The sequence below is a fragment of the Gemmobacter aquaticus genome, assembly GCF_007859075.1.
GTDB lineage: Bacteria > Pseudomonadota > Alphaproteobacteria > Rhodobacterales > Rhodobacteraceae > Gemmobacter > Gemmobacter aquaticus.
Map to the genome: position 1 here is coordinate 1,159,259 of NZ_VOAK01000011.1, position 17,191 is coordinate 1,176,449.

13 protein-coding genes are annotated in these 17,191 nt (G+C 62.4%); 2 read left to right on the top strand and 11 right to left on the bottom strand.

The features are described 5' to 3' along the window. Nucleotides 1-21 precede the first annotated feature (21 nt). The 3 genes from FQU74_RS07815 to recA form a co-directional block, all read right to left on the bottom strand. A complete protein-coding gene (locus FQU74_RS07815; RefSeq protein WP_146285835.1) occupies nt 22-312 on the bottom strand; it encodes a DUF1330 domain-containing protein in 291 nt (96 codons plus the stop codon). Between the two features lie 3 nt (nt 313-315). Next, nucleotides 316-2,976 carry an alanine--tRNA ligase gene (gene alaS / locus FQU74_RS07820; RefSeq protein ID WP_146285836.1) on the bottom strand — a complete coding sequence of 887 codons (2,661 nt, stop codon included), beginning with the start codon at nt 2,974-2,976 and terminating at the stop codon, nt 316-318. A gap of 155 nt (nt 2,977-3,131) precedes the next feature. Continuing rightward, nucleotides 3,132-4,205, bottom strand: coding sequence for a recombinase RecA (recA, locus tag FQU74_RS07825; RefSeq protein WP_146285837.1), 1,074 nt, complete (start codon nt 4,203-4,205; stop codon nt 3,132-3,134). A gap of 205 nt (nt 4,206-4,410) precedes the next feature. On the opposite strand from recA, the gene FQU74_RS07830 reads away from it, so the two are divergent. Beyond that, entirely contained in the window at nt 4,411-5,025 is a 615-nt protein-coding gene (locus FQU74_RS07830; RefSeq protein WP_146285838.1) for a sulfotransferase family protein, read from the top strand. A gap of 2 nt (nt 5,026-5,027) precedes the next feature. On the opposite strand, the gene FQU74_RS07835 is transcribed toward FQU74_RS07830, so the two are convergent. From FQU74_RS07835 to guaB, 3 genes are all read right to left on the bottom strand, one after another. Further along, a complete protein-coding gene (locus FQU74_RS07835) occupies nt 5,028-7,256 on the bottom strand; it encodes a hybrid sensor histidine kinase/response regulator (RefSeq protein WP_188781576.1) in 2,229 nt (742 codons plus the stop codon). 205 nt (nt 7,257-7,461) lie between these two features. Next, nucleotides 7,462-8,613: an RsmB/NOP family class I SAM-dependent RNA methyltransferase gene (locus FQU74_RS07840; RefSeq protein WP_146285840.1), complete on the bottom strand. Its 1,152-nt coding sequence runs from the start codon at nt 8,611-8,613 to the stop codon at nt 7,462-7,464. 31 nt (nt 8,614-8,644) lie between these two features. Next, the gene (gene guaB, locus FQU74_RS07845) at nt 8,645-10,093 is read right to left on the bottom strand and encodes an IMP dehydrogenase (RefSeq protein WP_146285841.1); all 1,449 of its coding nucleotides are present in this window, start codon (nt 10,091-10,093) and stop codon (nt 8,645-8,647) included. Nucleotides 10,094-10,265: 172 nt separating this feature from the next. Between guaB and FQU74_RS07850 the strand changes: the two genes are divergently transcribed. Continuing rightward, nucleotides 10,266-10,967 (top strand): type 1 glutamine amidotransferase, encoded by a 702-nt coding sequence (locus FQU74_RS07850; RefSeq protein WP_146285842.1) that lies wholly within the window; start codon nt 10,266-10,268, stop codon nt 10,965-10,967. On the opposite strand, the gene FQU74_RS07855 is transcribed toward FQU74_RS07850, so the two are convergent. From FQU74_RS07855 to FQU74_RS07875, 5 genes are all read right to left on the bottom strand, one after another. Then, nucleotides 10,968-11,969: a TDT family transporter gene (locus tag FQU74_RS07855; RefSeq protein ID WP_146285843.1), complete on the bottom strand. Its 1,002-nt coding sequence runs from the start codon at nt 11,967-11,969 to the stop codon at nt 10,968-10,970. It abuts the gene before it with no gap. 79 nt (nt 11,970-12,048) lie between these two features. Next, on the bottom strand, nt 12,049-13,134 hold the full coding sequence (locus FQU74_RS07860; RefSeq protein WP_146285844.1) for an ABC transporter ATP-binding protein: 1,086 nt from the start codon (nt 13,132-13,134) through the stop codon (nt 12,049-12,051). 12 nt (nt 13,135-13,146) lie between these two features. Next, on the bottom strand, nt 13,147-14,766 hold the full coding sequence (locus tag FQU74_RS07865; RefSeq protein ID WP_146285845.1) for an alpha-glucosidase: 1,620 nt from the start codon (nt 14,764-14,766) through the stop codon (nt 13,147-13,149). 8 nt (nt 14,767-14,774) lie between these two features. Further along, on the bottom strand, nt 14,775-15,914 hold the full coding sequence (locus FQU74_RS07870; RefSeq protein ID WP_146285846.1) for a carbohydrate ABC transporter permease: 1,140 nt from the start codon (nt 15,912-15,914) through the stop codon (nt 14,775-14,777). After that, nucleotides 15,914-17,140, bottom strand: a complete 1,227-nt coding sequence (locus tag FQU74_RS07875) for a carbohydrate ABC transporter permease (protein WP_146285847.1) — start codon at nt 17,138-17,140, stop codon at nt 15,914-15,916. The genes FQU74_RS07870 and FQU74_RS07875 overlap by 1 nt, the downstream gene beginning before the upstream one ends. Between the last annotated feature and the right edge of the window lie 51 nt (nt 17,141-17,191).

Below are 17,191 nucleotides of genomic sequence, written 5' to 3' on the forward strand. Positions count from 1 at the left end.
AAGCCCCCGGTCCTCGTACACTTACTCGGCCTCTTCCACGACGACCAGATCGCGCACGCTGGCGCCTTTGGCGTGGGAAAGTGCGGCCTGATATTCGGCGCTGTTGTAGCAGGCCACGGCTGCTTCCAGAGAGGGGAAACGCGCCACGACATTGCGCGCGCGGTCATTGCCCTCAAGCTGAACGTAACGGCCGCCACGGGCGAGGAAAACCCCGCCATGCGCCGCAATCGCCGGCCCTGCGCCCTTGGCGTAAATGCCATAGGCCTCAGGGTCGGTCACGGTGACATGGGCAATCCAGAGTGCTGACGGCATCGCTTATCCCTCCAACACGGCTTCGGCGGCCGCGATGGCCTTGTCGGCCAAAGCGATATCCGCACCGCCCGCCTGCGCCATATCCGGCCGACCACCACCGCCCTTGCCGCCAAGAGCCTCTGCCGCGGCCTTCACCAGCGCGACGGCAGAAAGTCTGCCGGTCAGATCACCGGTCACGCCTGCCGCAACAGCCGGTTTGGCCCCGGTATCCGCAATCAGCAGCACCGCGCCCGACACGATCTTGGCCTTCAGCTCGTCAATCAGCCCCGGAAGATCCTTCCCAGACACGCCTGTAAGGACCTGAGCAATGAACTTCACGCCATTGATTTCCTTGACTTCCGGCCCACCTGACTTGCCACCCATCGCAAGCTCGCGGCGCAATTGCGCAACTTCGTTCTCAAGCTTGCGGCGCTCATCGAGCAGCGACTTGGCGCGGTCGGCAAGCTCGGCCGGCGGCACCTTCAGCACAGCAGCGACATCGGCCAGAATCCGCACCTGCCCGGCAATATGCGCGAGCGCCGCCTCACCCGTCAGCGCCTCAACCCGGCGGACGCCCGAGGAGGACGCGCTGTCCGACAGCAGCACAAAGGCCCCGATCTCGCCCAGTTGCCGCACATGCGTGCCGCCGCAGAGCTCGATCGAATAGGTCTGGCCATCGGTGCCCTTGCCCGACCCCGATTTGCGGCCCATCGAAACGACGCGCACCTCATCGCCGTACTTCTCGCCGAAGAGCGCCTGTGCGCCAAGCGCGCGAGCATCATCGGGCGACATGATGCGGGTCTCGACCGCGCCGTTCTGCCGGATATAGCCATTCACCTCGGTCTCGACCGCCGCCAGTTCTTCGGCCGTCATCGCTTTGGAATGGGCAAAGTCAAAGCGCAGACGATCCGCCGCATTCAGCGAGCCGCGCTGCGCGACATGATCGCCCAGCACATTCCGCAGCGCCTCGTTCAGAAGGTGCGTTGCCGAGTGGTTGGCCCGGATCGACTGCCGGCGGCCATGATCCAGCTCCAGCTTGGCCGGCTGCCCTTTGACCACGGCACCTTCGACAACCTCGGCGACATGATACACGACACCGGCAGCCTTGCGGGTATCGGTCACGCGCACCATGCCGGTATCCGTGCGGATGATGCCCTGATCCCCGACCTGACCGCCGCTTTCGGCGTAGAACGGCGTCTGGTTCACGATGATGTTGATGACCTGGCCCTTTGCCTCGTCAGACGAGCCGATCAGCGCGCCGTCCTTGACGATGGCAAGGATCTGGCCCTCGGCCGCCTCACCGTCATAGCCCAGAAACTCGGTCGCGCCATGCTGTTCGGCCAGTTCGAACCAAACCTTGGCATCCTTGGCCTCGCCCGTGCCTGACCACGAGGCCCGTGCCTTGGCGCGCTGTTCCTCCATCGCGCTGTCAAAACCCGCGACATCAACTGCGCGCCCTTTTTCACGCAGCGCGTCTTGTGTCAGATCAAGCGGGAAGCCGTAGGTGTCATAGAGCTTGAATGCCGTCGCGCCCGGCAGTTCCGCCCCTTCGGACAGGCTCGACAGCTCTTCGTCCAGAAGTTTCAGCCCGCGATCGAGCGTTGTGCGGAACCGGGTTTCCTCAAGCCGCAGCGTCTCTTCGATCAGGGATTGGGCGCGCGACAGCTCGGGGTACGCAGCGCCCATCTGGCGCACGAGCGTCGGCACAAGCCGGTACATCGCGACATCGCGCATCCCCAGCATCGACAGATGGCGCATGGCGCGGCGCATGATCCGGCGCAGCACATACCCACGTCCTTCGTTCGAGGGCATCACGCCATCGGCGATCAGGAACGAGGTCGAGCGCAGGTGATCGGCCACAACGCGGTGGTGCACCTTGCCCGGCCCATCAGGATCGGCCGAGGTCAGATGCGCAGATGCCTCGATCAGGCTGCGCATGAGGTCAGTGTCATAGTTGTCGTGCTTGCCCTGCAGCAGTGCGCCGATCCGCTCCAGCCCCATGCCGGTATCGATCGACTGCATGTCGAGCACGCGCATCGAGCCGTCCTCGAACTGCTCGTTCTGCATGAAGACGTTGTTCCAGATCTCGATGAAGCGGTCGCCGTCCTCTTCAGCCGATCCGGGCGGCCCACCCCAGATGTGATCGCCGTGATCATAGAAGATCTCGGTGCAGGGACCGCAGGGGCCGGTTGGCCCCATCTGCCAGAAGTTGTCCTTTGTCGGGATGCGGATGATCTTGTGATCGGCAAAACCGGTCACCTTCTTCCAGATCTCGGCGGCCTCGTCATCGGTGTGATAGACAGTGACCAGAAGCTTTTCGGCCGGGATGCCAAAATCCTTGGTCAGCAACTCCCAGGCAAAGTTGATCGCGCCTTCCTTGAAGTAGTCACCAAAGCTGAAATTGCCCAGCATTTCAAAGAAGGTGTGGTGGCGCGCGGTGTAGCCCACATTGTCCAAATCGTTATGCTTGCCGCCGGCCCGCACGCATTTTTGCGATGTCGTGGCGCGAACATAGTCGCGCTTCTCAACCCCGGTGAAGCAGTTCTTGAACTGCACCATGCCCGAGTTGGTGAACATCAGCGTGGGGTCATTGCGCGGCACCAGCGGAGAGCTGTCCACCACCGTATGACCGTTGCGCTTGAAGTAATCGAGGAAGGTGGACCGGATGTCGTTCAACGACGGCATGGATGTCGTGGCTCCGCGGCTGCGCCAGAAGGCGAAATTCAATCCAGTTCCGTTTAGCCGTGCATGGCGGGACTGTCCACCTTTGCAACAGTCACGCAAAGAAAAAGGGCGTCACAAGACGCCCTTTGTTTCCCGCCGCTTAGCGTGAAATTTGATCACATGTCGACGACATCATCCTCGGCTGCGCCTTCCGAGATGTGGAAGTCGAGCCCGTTGGCCGCGCGGATCTTGTCCTCGATCTCCAGCGCGACGCCCGGGTTGGCCTTGAGGAAGGCTTTCGCATTCTCTCGCCCCTGGCCGATCCGCTCATCACCGTACGAATACCAGCTGCCCGACTTTTCGACCACACCAGCCTTCACGCCGATATCCACCAACTCGCCGGTCTTGGAGATGCCTTCGCCGTACATGATGTCGAACTCGACCTGCTTGAAGGGCGGCGCGACCTTGTTCTTCACCACCTTCACGCGGGTCGCGTTGCCCACCACTTCCTCACGGTCCTTGATGGAGCCGATGCGGCGAATGTCGAGACGCACGCTCGCGTAGAACTTCAGCGCATTGCCGCCGGTCGTGGTCTCCGGGCTGCCGAACATCACACCGATCTTCATCCGGATCTGGTTGATGAAGATGACCATGCAGTTCGAACGCCCGATCGACGCGGTCAGCTTGCGCATTGCCTGGCTCATGAGACGGGCCTGGGCACCCACCGTAGCATCGCCCATGTCGCCCTCGATCTCGGCCTTGGGCGTCAGCGCGGCGACCGAGTCGACGACGATCAGGCTAACCGCGCCCGAACGCACCAGCGTATCGACGATCTCCAGCGCCTGCTCGCCCGTATCGGGCTGGCTGATCAGCAGTTCATCAAGGTTCACACCCAGCTTCTTGGCATATTGCGGGTCGAGCGCATGTTCCGCATCGACAAAGGCGCAGACCCCGCCCTTTTTCTGTTCTTCAGCCACGACATGCAGCGTCAGCGTCGTCTTGCCCGAGCTTTCCGGGCCATAGATCTCGACGATCCGGCCCTTGGGCAGGCCGCCGATACCAAGCGCGATATCAAGACCGAGCGAGCCGGTCGACGTAGCCTCGATATCCATCGCCGGGCTGTTGGCGCCCAACTTCATGATCGAGCCCTTGCCGAACTGCCGTTCGATCTGTGCCAGCGCGCTTTCCAGCGCCTTCGTCTTGTCCATGTCGCGCTTTCCGTTCAGGTCGAAGAGTGTTGCCGCAGCCATTGTTCTGGTCCTTATCACACAGCAATGACATCAGGGCAATGTGCCGATGCAAGGCTGATGTTCCCGACTTGTTCCATTGCTTTATGAGGGCAAAACGAGAACATTTCAATCTCATTCTGCATAGATTGAGCTTTCTTCCGTTTTGGTTAAGAGAGGGTTTACGGAAGGTCGCAAAATTGGCGACCTGGCGGCGATTGAGGAACCTATGCTTGTTTTCTGGCATCAGCAGCTGACCATGCTGGCCACCCCAAAGACCGGAACCACCGCGATCGAATCCGCTCTCGAATCGATGGCTCACCTCGCAATCCAGCGGCCACCGCAGCTGAAGCATGCAACAGTGCGCAAGTATCATCGCTTCATCGGACCCTGGCTTGAAAGCGCAGCGGGCCGCCCCTTCACCGTCATCGCAACCATGCGCGAGCCGCTGGACTGGCTGGGCAGCTGGTATCGCTATCGGCAGCGCGAGGATATCGGCGAAGAGCGCAAGAGCACCGCCGGCATGAGCTTTGACCAATTCGTGCAGCTCTACTGTTCCGACACGCCCCCTGCCTCGGTCGCTGTCGGCTCTCAGGCGAATTTCCTTGCGCCAAAGGTCGACCGCAGCGGCGAAAAGGGCCTCGACCGACTGTTTCGGTATGAGCGTATCGACGACCTGATCAATTTTCTGGAAGACCGGCTCAATTGCGAGATCATCTTGCCGCGGTTGAACGTCTCACCCGAGGCATCCTTGGAGCTTGACCCCAAGACAGAAGCCAAGCTGCGCCGCCATGCGGCCGCGGATTTTGAGCTTTACGACCGGCTGTGCCAAACGACGGGTTAAGGTCAACCAAGCTGGCGCTGGACCAATTCTGTCAGGTCGGTCAATGAGAACGGCTTGGGCAGAAAGACCGAATTCGGGATTCCAGCCTGCGTGGCCGAAAGGTGATCTTCGGCATAGCCGGACACAAAGATCGTTCGCACATTGGGACGGCGCTTCAGCGCCTCGCGCACCCAGCTTGGGCCATCCTGTCCGGGCATGACGACATCGGTTACGAAAACATCGACCTCAAGCTGCGCATCCTCCAGTACCTTGAGCGCGGCCTCCGCACAATCTGCCTCCAGCACCGTAAACCCCCGCAGCCGCAAGGCGCGAGAGGCAAAGGCGCGCACCGGTGCCTCGTCTTCTACCAGCAGAACGACACCCCCCTGTGCGCGCGGTGCAATCTTTCGGGCGAAGGTCTCTGGCACCTCCGGCGCCGCAACTTCGGTCGAAATCGGGAAATAGAGGCGAAAGATCGTGCCCCGCCCCACCTCGCTGTCCACGAAGATATATCCGCCCGATTGCTTGACGATGCCATAGGCCGTTGAAAGACCAAGCCCCGTACCTTCGCCAACGCGCTTGGTTGTAAAGAAGGGCTCAAAGATATGGGGCAACTTGTCGGCAGCAATTCCGCAGCCCGTGTCGATCACACGGATCACCGCGTATTTTCCCGGCGGTACCGAAACGCGGTCTCGTCGCAGATCTTCGGCAATGGTCAGCGCCTCGGTTTCGATGCGGATTGTACCGCCCTCGGGCATGGCGTCGCGCGCATTGACCACGAGGTTCATGACCACCTGCTCAAGCTGCCGCCGGTCAGCGCGGATGGCGCCCAGATCGACGGCATGGTTCAGCCGCAGGCTGATCTTTTCGCCAACCAATCGGTTCAGAAGGTGGGTAAGGTCCGACAGCACCTCTTGCAGGTCAAGGCGTTGTGGCTTGAGCGTCTGCTTGCGCGAGAAAGCCAGCAACTGCCGCACCAGACTGGCGGCACGGTTGGCGTTTTGATGGATCTGCACAAGATCCGCATATTCGGGATCCGTGCGATCATGCCGCAGCAACAACAGGTCGCAATGCCCTGAAATTGCAGTCAAAAGATTGTTGAAGTCATGCGCGATCCCACCAGCCAACTGGCCAATCGCCTGCATCTTCTGGCTTTGGGCGAACTGCGCTTCGAGTGTCTTCAGCGCAGTGGCGTCATTCAAAACGGCCAGAACCATCGATCTGCCGCCATCATCTATGCGACGCAGACCTATCTGGAAGAATAAGCCTGCCTCAGGGCCACGCAGGTGCAAGACCTCTGCGCTCGCCGGAATGCGCTTATGCGCAACATCGCTGAGCCAGTCCTGAACCGGGCGGCCCAGCCCCTCGAACATCTCGTGAAAGCTGGGACGGAGTTGGGGATCCAGACCAAGCGCCTCTCGTGCGGCCCGGTTGGCGACCGAAAGCTGCCCGTCGGTTCCGAATTTCAGCAGCGCAACCGGCACATTCTCAAAATCCGTCGGGCTGGCATCACCCGGCTCATCTGGCGCAGTTGGCAGGAGATAGATTTCGCGCCGATCACCGGTCCCGGCGAGTTCGGTCACCCGCGCACGCAGTGGGCCGGACGTCGTGCCGATCGTGACCTCACGCCCCGACTGCATTGCTCCTGGGCCAAGAACGGACTGCAGATGCCGCGGGCGTTCACCCAGCAGGCGCCGTAGCGCGCCGTTTGCAAACAGCACAACCCCGGCCTTGTTGGCGACCAGCATCGGCAGGCCGATCCCGTCGGCGCCGCGCCCATCACCATCGTCGCGCAAGGTTTCTTCCAGCCGCCAGAGGAAGCGGTCCCGCCCGATCCTCTGCACGCCGAGGCGGCCAACGCCGTGGCGTGACGCCAGATCCTCATGCGCGGCACCGCTAGTCCGCGCACGTGCCTGCAACCGAAACAGGACAGAGGCCGGGCTTGCAAAATAATCCTGCAGGGTCGCAAGCAGCGCGGTCTTTTCACCGCCGCCAAACCGACGAAGCGCGGCTGCGTTACGGAAGCCGATCCTCCCCCCGCCATCGGTGGTAAAGCAGGGCGCATCGTCATGCCCGGTCAAAAACATCAGGTCGCGTTCCAGCGCCCGCACCCGCAGATCACGGCAGAACAGCACGCCCCGCGCCATCAGCACAAGCATGCTGAACGTCGCGCCAATCGCACCAAGGGTCTGCGCCGCAGCCCGATCAGGGGCAATCAGGACGACGCCGCCAAAGCCCAGCGACAGCGCCATCAGCAGCCAGAATTGACCAACGATGATGTTTGCCACCCGGTCGACCGGAACCGTCGTCCACCTCTCCGCCCAGGCCGAGAAGCCCGCCGTTGCCCTGCCAATCATCACCTTCCCGCCAGACAGAATCGCGCCTGATCATTGCGCCTGCGAAGGGTTAACCGGTGGTTAACTCCATTGCGAGAATTTGCGCAGCAAAACTCGCCTCTTAGGTGATCCGCTGCAACAGGGCCAGATAGAACCCGTCCGCGCCGTCAATCGGTGTAAGGCGCAGTTCGCGCTGCAGGCTCCATTTGTCTGTGCGCGCCAGAAACGCGTCGATCTGGTCGCGGTTCTCGGCGTTCAGCAGCGAACAGGTTGCATAGGCGAACCAGCCGCGGGGCTGCACCAGTGCGGAAGCCTTGTCCAATATCTCCGACTGAATATTCCGCAGGTCCTGCAGGCGCTCCGGGGTCAGCGCCCATTTGCCCTCAGGCGCGCGCCGCCAACTGCCCGAGCCCGAACACGGTGCGTCGGCCAAGACCAGATCGAACAGACCGGACGGTGCACCGGGCAGAACCTCGACCTTGACCCCTGCGCGCTTGGCTCGTGCCGGAAGGTCACGCATACGCCGCGGATCGCTGTCATGAGCAAAAAGCTTCACCCGCGCACGCGCGGCCATGGCGAGCGACTTGCCGCCCCCGCCCGCGCAGTAATCAAGTACCCGCATGCCATCCGCCAGCGGCAGCGCATCGACGACCGCCTGCGAGGCCGCATCCTGCAACTCGACCAGTCCGCCGGTGTAGGGCTCAGAGGCCGAGACGCGCCGCGCGCCGGCCGTCACCAAAAGCGCCGTGGGCGAAAGCGGATGCGGTTCGGCCTCGATCCCCGCCTCTGCGAGGGCTTCCCTCGCAGAATCGCGCGAACCGCGTGCCAGATTGGCGCGCAAGAACACCGGCGCACGATGGCGCAGGGCCTCGGCCACAGCCTCGAACGCATCGCCCATATCCTGCTGCATCTGCGATGCAAGCCAGTCGGGGATATCGAGCGCGGCAAAACCCGTCGGAGCCTGTCCGATATCAGCACTGCTCAGCGGCGCAGGGGCATGGCCCTCACCGGTGAACAGGGTCTCAGGCTCGACCCCTGCCGAACGCAAGCCGCCAAGGATCAGGCCACGGCCCGTCTCGGCACCGCCCAAGGCGGCAAAGCTGCGCCGGCAGCGCAGCGCGTCATAAACCAGATCGCGCACGGCATGACGATCGCCTGATCCGGCAAAGCGGCTGGCGCGAGCCCAGTTCGTCAGCACCTGCTCGGCCGGGGCGCCGGCAAGAACGCGGTCCAGAATCTCGATCGCGGCAGAAAGGCGGGCAGCCGGGGTCATCGGTTGCCCACTGCAGGATCAGTGCCTTGCATCACCCCACCCGATAGTTGGGGCTTTCGCGGGTGATCTGCACGTCATGGACGTGGCTTTCCTTCAGCCCCGCGCCGGTAATGCGCACGAAATTGCAGTTCGCGCGCATCTCGGCCACGGTGCGATTGCCGGTGTAGCCCATCGCCGCCCGCAGGCCGCCAACCATCTGGTGAATGACCGTCGCGACAGATCCCTTGTAGGGCACCTGCCCCTCAATCCCTTCCGGGACCAGCTTGTCGCTGGCGGCATCCTTCTGGAAATACCGGTCGGCAGAGCCGCGCGCCATGGCGCCAAGGCTGCCCATTCCGCGATAGCTCTTGTAGCTGCGGCCGTTCCACAGGATCACCTCGCCCGGCGATTCATCAGTGCCAGCGATGGCCGACCCGACCATGGCGCAGGAGGCACCACCCGCAATCGCCTTGGCGAAATCGCCCGAGAACTTGATGCCGCCATCCGCAATCACCGGGATGTCGCCAGCGGCGCGCGCGCTGTCCATGATCGCGGTCAACTGCGGCACGCCCACACCTGCGACGATCCGCGTGGTGCAGATCGAGCCCGGACCGATGCCCACCTTGACCGCATCCGCCCCGGCGCCGATCAGGGCACGGGTCGCCTCGGCGGTGGCCACGTTGCCGGCGATCACCTGCACCGTGTTGGACAGCTTCTTGATGCGTTCGACCGCAATGGCCACGCCCTCGCTGTGGCCGTGCGCGGTGTCGATCACCACAACGTCCACGCCTGCATCGATCAGCGCCTGGCTCCGCTCAAACCCTGCATCGCCGACCGTCGAGGCTGCAGCCACGCGCAGACGGCCCATCTCATCCTTACAGGCATGGGGGTTAAGGACTGATTTCTCAGTATCCTTCAGCGTCAGAAGGCCGGTGAGCTTGCCGCCACCATCGGTGACCAACAGCTTTTCGATCCGCCGCGCCTTCATCAGGCTGATCGCGGCCTCGCGGTCCACAGGCTCTCGCAGGATGGCCAGGTTGTCGGCGGTCATCATCACGCTGACGGGCGTCTTGTCATCCGAGGCAAAGCGCATGTCGCGGTTGGTGACGATGCCCACCACGCGGCCTTTTTCGTCCACAACGGGGAAGCCCGTGATGTTGTAGCGATCCATCAGTTCCTTGGCATCGGCCAAAGTCTGGTCGGGGCGCAGGGTGATCGGCGAATAGACGACACCGCTTTCAAACCGTTTGACCCGCCGCACTTCACGCGCCTGCGCCTCGATGTCCAGATTGCGATGGATTACCCCAACCCCACCGGCCTGCGCCATGGCAATGGCCATGCGGCCCTCGGTCACGGTATCCATCGCCGAGGACACCAGCGGGATGTTCATACGGATCTGGCGGGTCAGAAATGTCGACGTGTCAGCATCGGATGGCAGCACATTGCTTGCCGCCGGAACCAGCAGAACATCGTCGAAGGTGAGCGCCTCGCGAATCTCCATGTAAGCCTCCTGAACGGGTCATGGGATGGGATCGTTTGGCGCTTCCCCATTTCACGGGGCGCGCGCGAGTGCAAGCAGAAATGCCGAGCGGCACCCCGGATGTCGCAGACAGGCGCGCAGGGCACAGCGCGGCATGCAGGATGCCCCCGAGGAAACGAACAGAGGTCGCCTTATGCGTGTCGCCATTGTCGAGAATACCCGGATCACTCATCACGGGCAGGTCGGCGTCGCCTTGCACGAGGCAGGCGCGCGCATCGGGCAGTTCCGGCCATGGGCGGGAGGCGCCCTGCCCGAGGTTTCCGATTTTGATGCGATGGTTGTGTTTGGCGGCGAACAGAACGCCCTCGATGACGCGGCCCACCCTTACCTTCCGTCACTGGCGGCGCGGATGCGGGCGTTCTCGGATGCCGGGCGGTCGGTTCTGGGCATCTGCCTTGGCGCACAGATCCTTGCCCGAGGTTTTGGCGGCGAAAACCTGATCGGGGCCGCGCCAGAGTTTGGCTGGTGTGATGTCAGCCTTTCCGACGGGGCGGCGGCGGACCCTGTCTTCTCGGCCCTGCCGCAGCGTTTTCCGATCTTTCAGTGGCACTCCGACACATTCAGATTACCTGAAGGCGCGCATCAGCTTGCCACTTCGGCGCAGGCGGCCAATCAAGCCTTCCGGATCGGGCGCGCCACATATGGCACACAGTTCCACTTCGAGGCGAACCGCAGGGTCGTCGCAGATTGGAACCGCGAGTTTCCTGCATTGACCGAAGCCATGCGCCCCGGTTGGCTTTCCGAACACCCGACGCTGGCCGAAACCCACGGGGCGCAGGCCGACCGCGTCGGGCTGGACCTCGCCCGCGCATTCGTTGCCACGATCGGCGGCTGATCAGGCCTCGGCGGCGTTGGTCTTTGCGGCGAGTTGCCCCTTGGGCCAGGCGCGCAGCACCCGGATAAGGACCGTGATGACAAGCCCGGTCGTGAAAGCAAGCGCAATGGCTGCGGTAACGTCAAGGTTGATCGAGAAAAGCGCCGTGCAGAAGGCCGTCAGCGGAAAGGTGAAGGCGCCCCAAAGCGCGGAAAAACCGCTCGCGGTGATCCAGCGCGCGCCCATCACCATCGCAAGAACGATCAGCGTTGCAACCGCAATCGCGATCAGCGCCAGCTGATCAAACCCCAGGCTTGCGCCAACGATCGTGAACAGCGCCGCCGGCGCCAGATGGATCGCCAGCAGCGGACGAAGTGGTGCGGGCGGAATGCGCAGGATCAGTTGCCGGAGCGACACAAGCCAGATCGCGATCGCGATCGGCACCGTCACGCCAAGCAGCACAACCGCCAGATCATGCAGACCCAGCGGAACTGCCGCCACTCCGCCAATAATGAAGCCGACAAAGTGCAGATGCCAGATCGGCGTCACCTCGCGCGATTCCGGCGGGGCGCGCAGGATCAGTCTCAGGATCAGCACCGCAAAAGCAGCATGCAATCCAAGGCCCAGGAACAAGAGGCCAGTCGCCAACCCCGGCGCGTAAGGCACCAACACGACTGCGACCAGAAGCGTGGTCAGAACCGCTGCAGCAATACCCGCTCGCCCCGGCAATACCCGCAGATCATCGAGCAGCACGGAGGGACGGCGCATCAACTTTACAGCATAACCAGTTGCCGCAAATAGCCAAAGCGCCACAGATACCCCAAGGAACATCTCGGCCAACCCGGACGGCAGGCCAAAGGCCTCAAGCCCGCGGCGCAGCGCAAGGCCGAGGCCAACAGCCCCCATGATCACCGGAAAGACAGCCGGCGGCATCCGCGCAAACAGCTTTGGCCGCGCCGGTGGGAACTGCGGTGGCGGATAGGCGCGCGGTCGGTAGCCCTTGGGGTCGGCGGGATTGGTCATCTGTCTGCCATCACTTGCGTTTTTCAAGTGATAGCGGAAACCCCGCTACCCCGGAAGTGCGACCAAACCGCCCTGCCAATCAACGGTAGAGTAAAGACCGGCCGTTGCTGAACAGATGAATTTTCGAGGGATCGGCAGTCAGCGTTACCGCCTTGTGCCGCAAATCACGATGAATGCCCGGGAATTTCGCAACCATACCAGCGCTTTCCCCCACCTTCTTGAAGTAGAGCAGCGTCACCTCGCCCAAGGCTTCAGTAAACTCAACCTCGCCGCTGAACAGCCCTAGGCCTTCGGTCGGGACCAGATCCTCCGGGCGAACGCCGAGATTGACCTTGAGGCCCTTGTCACTGGCCTTGGTGGGTATTGACGCCAAGGCCTCGCCGCCATTGTCCAGCTTGATCCGGGTCTGCGCGCCGGTCTCAACGATTTCGCCGGGCAGCAGGTTCATCGACGGGCTGCCGATGAACTGGGCCACAAACTCGTTCTCAGGGCGTTCATACAGCTCAAGCGGAGTTCCGACCTGCGCAACGCCGCCGCCGGCCAGCACCACGATCCGGGTGGCAAGCGTCATCGCCTCGACCTGATCGTGCGTCACATAGATCATCGTCGAGTTGGGCATCGCCTCTTTCAACTGCGCAACTTCGATCCGGGTCGCCACGCGCAAGGCGGCATCGAGGTTCGAGAGCGGTTCGTCAAACAGATAGACCTTGGGGTCGCGCACGATCGCACGACCGATCGCCACGCGCTGGCGCTGACCGCCAGACAGTGCCTTGGGCAGACGCTCGAGATACGGGGTCAGTTGCAGGATGCGCGCGGCACGCTCAACCGCCGCATTGATCTCGGACTGCGGCTTCTTGGCGAGCTTCAGCGCAAAGCTCATGTTCTCGCGCACCGTCATATGCGGGTAAAGCGCGTAGGACTGGAACACCATCGCGATCCCGCGCTCGGATGGCGGCACGTCGTTCATCCGCACGCCATCAATGGTGAAGTCACCGCCCGTAATACGCTCCAAACCCGCGACCATGCGCAGGAGCGTGGACTTGCCGCAACCGGAAGGCCCCACGAATACAATCAATTCGCCGGACTTGATGTCCAGGTTGATGTCCCGAAGGACCTTGACCTCACCATAGGCCTTTTCGACATTGCTCAGCTTCAGTTCGGCCATGACTTCCCCCTCTCAGACCTGACGGGCGAGGCAGATCTGCCAGGCCCCCAGGGTCACATTTGTGCCGGTCACCGGCTGACTGCCCAATTCCGTTCCTACCGTCTGCCATTTCCCCTCGGGCAGGCGGATGGTTTGCTCACCGTCACCAAGGTTGAAGGCGCAAAACAGCACCTCATCGCCGCGACGGATGAAATGTGCCGCGCTGCCAGTGGCGCCTATCTGCTCCATGGCGCCGGTCCGCAGCGCCGCATGGGCGCGGCGGAAAGCGAGCGAGCGGCGATAATGGGCCAACATCGAGCCCGGATCACCCGCCTGTGCCGCCACCGACCGCACCAGATGCGGCGCCGTCACCGGAAGCCAGCTTTTGCTGGCGGTGGTGAAGCCACCCTGCCCATTGTCGGTCTGCCAGATCATCGGCGTGCGGGCACCGTCGCGGCCCTTGAATTCGGGCCAGAACTCGATGCCATACGGATCCTGAAGATCCTCAAAGGCAACCTCGGCCTCGGGCAGGCCCAGCTCTTCGCCCTGATAGAGACAGATCGAGCCGCGCAGGCAGGCCAGCATCGTGGCATATGTGCATGCGGCCTCATCCGTCAGGTTCCAGCGCGTCAGGTGGCGCACCGTGTCATGGTTCGAATAGCTCCAGCAGGGCCAGGCATCGGGCGCGGCGGCGGCCATCCGCGCAAAGGTCTCTTCCAGCCCCGCAGCCGTCAGACGCTTGGGTTGCAGCATCTCGAACGGGTAGCACATCTGCACCTTGTCACCGCCCGAGGTGTATTCGGCCATGATCTCCAGCCCACGCTGGGCATCGCCCACCTCGCCCACGGCTGCCGCACCATAGGGATTCAGAACCGCGCGGAATTTCCTCAGGAATTCAAGATTTTCCGGCTGGTTCTTCGAGAACAGGTGCAACTGGTGGTTATACGGGTTTACCGAAGGCGCGATACTGTCATTCCGCAGCTCTGGCGGAAGCGAGGGATTATCGCGCAAGTATTTGTCTGCAAAGTAGAAATTGATCGTATCCAGTCGGAATCCGTCAACGCCGCGCTCCAGCCAGAACCGCGCCACGTCCAGAAGCGCCGCCTGCACATCTTCGTTGTGCAGGTTCAGGTCCGGCTGAGAGGTCAGAAAGTTGTGCAGGTAGTATTGCTGGCGACGCCCATCCCAGGCCCAGGCCGAGCCGCCAAAGACCGACAGCCAGTTGTTGGGTGGGGTGCCATCCGGCTTGGGCTCAGCCCAGACATACCAGTCTGCCCGCGGATTGGTGCGGTTTGCGCGGCTTTCCTTGAACCAGGGATGCTGGTCTGAGGTGTGCGACAACACAAGATCAATCATCACGCGCAGCCCCAGTTCATGGGCCCGCGCCACCAGCGCGTCAAAGTCGGCAAGGGTTCCGAACATCGGATCGACGTCGCAATAATCGCTGACGTCATAGCCGAAGTCCTTCATCGGCGACGTAAAGAACGGGCTGATCCAGATCGCATCGGCGCCAAGGTTTGCGATATGGTCAAGCCGTGCGGTGATGCCCGGCAAATCGCCGATACCGTCTGCATTGCTGTCCTGAAAGCTGCGGGGGTAGATCTGATAGATCACCGCGCCGCGCCACCAGTCGGGGTCTTTATGCAAGCTCATGGGTCGTCTCACTTTACCGAGCCGGCCAACAGGCCGCGCACCAGGTATTTCTGCATCAGGAAGAATACGGCCAGCGGAACCGCGATCGAGACGAAGGCCGAGGCCGACAGAATTTCCCAATCGCCGCCACGCGAACCCATCAGGTTCAGCAGCGTACCGGTCAGCACCATCTGATCGTCGCCGGACCCGAGGAAAACCAGCGCCACCAGCAGGTCGTTCCATGTCCAGAGGAACTGGAAGATCGCAAAGGACGCCAGCGCCGGGAAGGACAAGGGCAGAATGATCCGGGTGAAGATCTGAAAGTCGGTCGCGCCATCAACCTTGGCGTTCTCGATGATGTCACGCGGCAAACCCGCCATGTAATTGCGCAACAGGTAAATCGCGAGCGGCAAGCCAAAGCCCGTATGGGCCAGCCAGACACCCAGATACCCCTTGCCGATACCAATGCTGTTGTGGAACTGCAGCAGCGGTATCAGCGCCAGTTGCAGCGGCACCACCAGCAGGCCGACAACAGCAGCCACCAGAAGGGCGCGCCCCGGAAACTCCATCCAAGCCAGCGCATAGGCCGCGAAAGCGGCAATCAGGATCGGAATGATCGTCGCAGGGATCGACACCGTCAGCGTGTTCAGGAACGCCTGCCCCACGCCCTGTCCGGCTTTGGGCTGGAAGAGCACATTGTTATAGTTCTGCAGCGTAAATTCCGGCGGGGTCGTCGCAGTGGCAAAGACCCGCGGCATGCGCATCTCGGCCATGGTCGAGGTCGAGCTGAGCGCAAATGCGCCATCCTCTTGTAGCGTCAGGGTCGGCCCGTCGGGCAAAGTGGTGCTTTCACCAGCCGCGAAGGCATTGGGATCGCGCGAGTTGATCCCCCAGCGAGAGATCGTCGATGTGCGCCCGTCAAAGAGGTTGCCCTCGATCACAAAGGCACCGTCCTTCTGGACTTCTTCCCCCTTCAAGCGGATTGCGGGCAGCTGCGCCTCTTGCGTCGACAGCGCCTGCCACCAGCCGGAACCGGAGATCTGGTCCCCCGTGCGGAAGGACGACACCAGAAGTCCCAGTGTCGGGAACAGCCAGAGCGCAACCAGCAGCGCGGCCGAAATATGAACGGCCCAGACGAGCGCGGGTTTGGAGCCTGCGATATTGTCCATCAGCGCATCTCCTTGCGGGCATTGTAGACGTTCCAGACGAGAATCGGCGTCACCAGCAGCATGATGACCATGGCGCTTGCCGAGCCCACGCCCCAGTCCGAGGCGGTGAAAAGCTTGTCGTACATGTAGTTGGCCAGAACCTGCGTCCCCCATTGGCCGTTGGTCATGGCGCGCACGATGTCGAACACCTTGAGCACGACGATGGTGATGGTCGTCCAGACCACGACAATCGTGCCCATGATCTGCGGCACCTTGATCTTGAAGAAGATCTGGAACGCATTGGCGCCATCAAGGATCGCGGCCTCGATCGTGTCTTCCGGCACGCCACGCAGCGCGGCGGAAAGGATCACCATGGCAAAGCCAGTCTGGATCCAGATCAGCACGGCCATCAGGAAGAAGTTGTTCCAGAAGGGAATGGTCAGCCATTGCTGTGGCGCACCATAGGGCAGATTGGCGGTCGCAGCGCCAAAGGCCCAGATCACCGCGACCAGACCAATCAGGGCGGAAATCGCGGCGCCCGCCAACCGGCCGATACGCAACCAGAAGCCACCTGCCCGATCCGCCATCAGCGCCCGGATGAGCAGCCAGGCGAGCCAGCCCATCAGGGCCGCAAAGCCTGCGAGAAGAACTGCTGGCAGCACCCGCAGCAGCAGGACCGACCCCCAACCGCCGTCAAACTGCATCCAGATGTGGTTGAGCAGACCAATCTGCGCCTGGCCCGTGGGCCGCGTGTCATAGATCAGCTTCCAGATCACCGATGCGCCGACGAAGGAGATCGCCATCGGCATGAAGATCAGTGACTTGGCGATATTGCCCCACCAGATCCGGTCGGTCAGTTGCGCGGCCAGCAGGCCGAAAGCGGTTGACAGGGCCGGCACGACGACAAGCCACAGGGCGTTCGAGCGCATCGCCTCCCAGAACTTTGCCTCGGTCATCATCTGGGCATAGTTGCCGAGGCCCACGAAGTTCTCGCCCGACTTGTCAAACAGCGAAAGCTTGAGCGTCGCGAAAACCGGATAGGTCAGATAAAGCCCAAGCGCGATCATCGCAGGCAGCAGGAACAGCCAGGGGCGGATCATGTTAGCGCGATTGATGTTGCGCCCGGCATTCTCGCCCCGTGCGGGGAACAGAACCTTGTCCAGAAACAGGTTCGAGAAATAGAAGTAACCAATGCAGCCGCCGACCCCGATGACGATGGTCAGAATGGCCTGAAATGCGGGATGCATGCTCTCCCCCCTTATCCAGAACACGCGGGCGATCCGGGGGGCGCGAGCGGC

What these genes read in the sequence shown, in the direction of transcription:
- FQU74_RS07815 (WP_146285835.1), bottom strand. Translation starts at nt 312, where the DNA reads ATGCCGTCAGCACTCTGGATTGCCCATGTCACCGTGACCGACCCTGAG.
- alaS (WP_146285836.1), bottom strand. Translation starts at nt 2,976, where the DNA reads ATGCCGTCGTTGAACGACATCCGGTCCACCTTCCTCGATTACTTCAAG.
- recA (WP_146285837.1), bottom strand. Translation starts at nt 4,205, where the DNA reads ATGGCTGCGGCAACACTCTTCGACCTGAACGGAAAGCGCGACATGGAC.
- FQU74_RS07830 (WP_146285838.1), top strand. Translation starts at nt 4,411, where the DNA reads ATGCTTGTTTTCTGGCATCAGCAGCTGACCATGCTGGCCACCCCAAAG.
- FQU74_RS07835 (WP_188781576.1), bottom strand. Translation starts at nt 7,256, where the DNA reads ATGGCGCTGTCGCTGGGCTTTGGCGGCGTCGTCCTGATTGCCCCTGAT.
- FQU74_RS07840 (WP_146285840.1), bottom strand. Translation starts at nt 8,613, where the DNA reads ATGACCCCGGCTGCCCGCCTTTCTGCCGCGATCGAGATTCTGGACCGC.
- guaB (WP_146285841.1), bottom strand. Translation starts at nt 10,093, where the DNA reads ATGGAGATTCGCGAGGCGCTCACCTTCGACGATGTTCTGCTGGTTCCG.
- FQU74_RS07850 (WP_146285842.1), top strand. Translation starts at nt 10,266, where the DNA reads ATGCGTGTCGCCATTGTCGAGAATACCCGGATCACTCATCACGGGCAG.
- FQU74_RS07855 (WP_146285843.1), bottom strand. Translation starts at nt 11,969, where the DNA reads ATGACCAATCCCGCCGACCCCAAGGGCTACCGACCGCGCGCCTATCCG.
- FQU74_RS07860 (WP_146285844.1), bottom strand. Translation starts at nt 13,134, where the DNA reads ATGGCCGAACTGAAGCTGAGCAATGTCGAAAAGGCCTATGGTGAGGTC.
- FQU74_RS07865 (WP_146285845.1), bottom strand. Translation starts at nt 14,766, where the DNA reads ATGAGCTTGCATAAAGACCCCGACTGGTGGCGCGGCGCGGTGATCTAT.
- FQU74_RS07870 (WP_146285846.1), bottom strand. Translation starts at nt 15,914, where the DNA reads ATGGACAATATCGCAGGCTCCAAACCCGCGCTCGTCTGGGCCGTTCAT.
- FQU74_RS07875 (WP_146285847.1), bottom strand. Translation starts at nt 17,140, where the DNA reads ATGCATCCCGCATTTCAGGCCATTCTGACCATCGTCATCGGGGTCGGC.